General features: G+C 67.4%; 2 protein-coding genes. Both read right to left on the reverse strand.

The features are described 5' to 3' along the window. Positions 1-20: 20 nt before the first annotated feature. Positions 21-1,058 (reverse strand): ABC transporter permease, encoded by a 1,038-nt coding sequence (locus tag OOT08_RS06925; RefSeq protein WP_325091863.1) that lies wholly within the window; start codon positions 1,056-1,058, stop codon positions 21-23. 92 nt (positions 1,059-1,150) lie between these two features. Then, on the reverse strand, positions 1,151-1,814 hold a 664-nt coding region (locus tag OOT08_RS06930), incomplete at its 5' end, for an ABC transporter substrate-binding protein (RefSeq protein WP_325091864.1).

Here is a 1,814-nt window from a genome sequence, read left to right on the forward strand (position 1 = left end):
GACGGAGTTCACCGTGTCGGTCATGCGGCACGCACCCTCGGGTCAATTGCGCGGTACACGAGGTCCGCGACGAAGTTCATCAGGATCACGATGGAGGAGAACACCACAAAGGTGCCCTGCAACAGCGGGAAATCGGGGCCCTGGATCGCCTGATAGGTGAGGAAGCCGAGGCCCGGCCAGGAGAACACCGTCTCGACGGTCACCGCCCCGCTGATGAGCCCCGCGATCTGGAGAAACACGATCGTCACGGTCGGCAGGAGGGCGTTCGGGAGGGCGTGGCGTCGGCGCACCGTGTCCTCGGGCAGGCCCTTGGCCCGCGCGGTGACGAGGTAGTCCGCGTTCATCTCCTCAAGCAGCGAGGATCGCATCACGAGGGCGTACTGGGCGTAGGACACCGCGACCAGGGTCACGGTCGGCAGGGCGAGGTGGCGCACGACGTCCCACACCAGGGCGAATCCTGCGGCGCTGCTTCCCGCGGTGACCATCCCGGCGCTGGGGAAGATCCCGGTGCCGGAGAAGGCGAGGAGCAGGAGGAGGCCCAGCCAGAAGGCGGGCATTGACCAGAAGATCAAGGCGATCGTGGTGCTGCTGTTGTCGAAGAACCCGCCCCGATTCCAGGCGGCCTTCTGTCCGGCCCACACCCCGATGAGGATGGTGAACACGAGGGAGACGCTCATGAGGAGCACGGTGGGCCAGAGGTACTCCCCGATCAGCTGCGTGACCGGCGCGTGATACACGAAGGAGGTGCCGAGGTCTCCCTGAAAGAGGCCCGTGAGGTAGTGCCAGAACTGCACCCAGATCGGCTGGTCCAGGCCCAGCTCCAGGCGAAGGTCGGCGACCTGCTGCGCGGTGACCTCGCGGCCGCGGGTGAGCACGGCCACGGGGTCACCGGGCAGGACGCGGAAGGCGAAGAACCCGAGCATCACGACCATGAACAGGCTGATGACCGAGCCACCGGCCTTCTTGAGGATGTACCGGAGCGTGCCGCTGCCGTGCCGGACGTCGGCGGCCTCGTCGTCCGGGGTGACGTAGGCGTTCAGCAGTTCGGTATCCGACATGCCGGTCTCCGTTCGTTCCGGGGGTGTTTCAGAGTGTGTGGTGCCGGGGCGGGGCCGAGCGGCCCCGCCCCGGGTGCTTCGCCGAGCACGGGCTACTGCCGGTCCGCCGCGGTGTTCTTCCGCCGCACCGAGGCGGTCGCGATGCCAGCGATCGCGAGCACGAGGACCCCGCCGCCTACGCCCCAGACCCATCCGGGGACGCCGCCGGAACCGGCGCCGTCCTGCAGCTCAACCTGGGCGATGGACCAGTAGTTCAGCTCGGAGCCGTTCATCTCGACGAGGTTGGTGAGGCGATCGGAGCGGTACGCCTCGAGCGCGTCGTCGTAGTACAGGTTCAGGTTCGAGGCGAAGTCATAGTGCCGCGCCATCGCCTGGTGCACGAGCTCGATGCGCTGCTCCGGGTCGGTCTCGACGTGCTGCGCCTGGTAGAGCGCGTCGAACTCGGGGTCACACATGTAGTCCTGGCTGGGGCTGCTTGCGCCGGGGCTGTCGGGCAGGGTGCCGCAGGTGTTGATCGAGAGCATGTAGTCGGGGTCGCCGCTCACGGACCACCCGCTGATGTACATGTCGTACTTGCCCTGGGGCACCAGGTCGAGCATTTCGCCCCAGTTCGTGCCCTTCAGCTCCAGGCCGATGCCGAGGTCTTTGAGCCAGGACTGCATGAACTGCGCCGAGGAGGAGTTCTGCGTGGAGGAGGCGTCGTACATCAGCTGCAGGGTGATGGGCGCGCCGTCCTTGCCGAGCCGCGAGCCCGTG

The organism is Leucobacter sp. M11, assembly GCF_035726885.1.
Lineage (GTDB): Bacteria > Actinomycetota > Actinomycetes > Actinomycetales > Microbacteriaceae > JAPFRB01.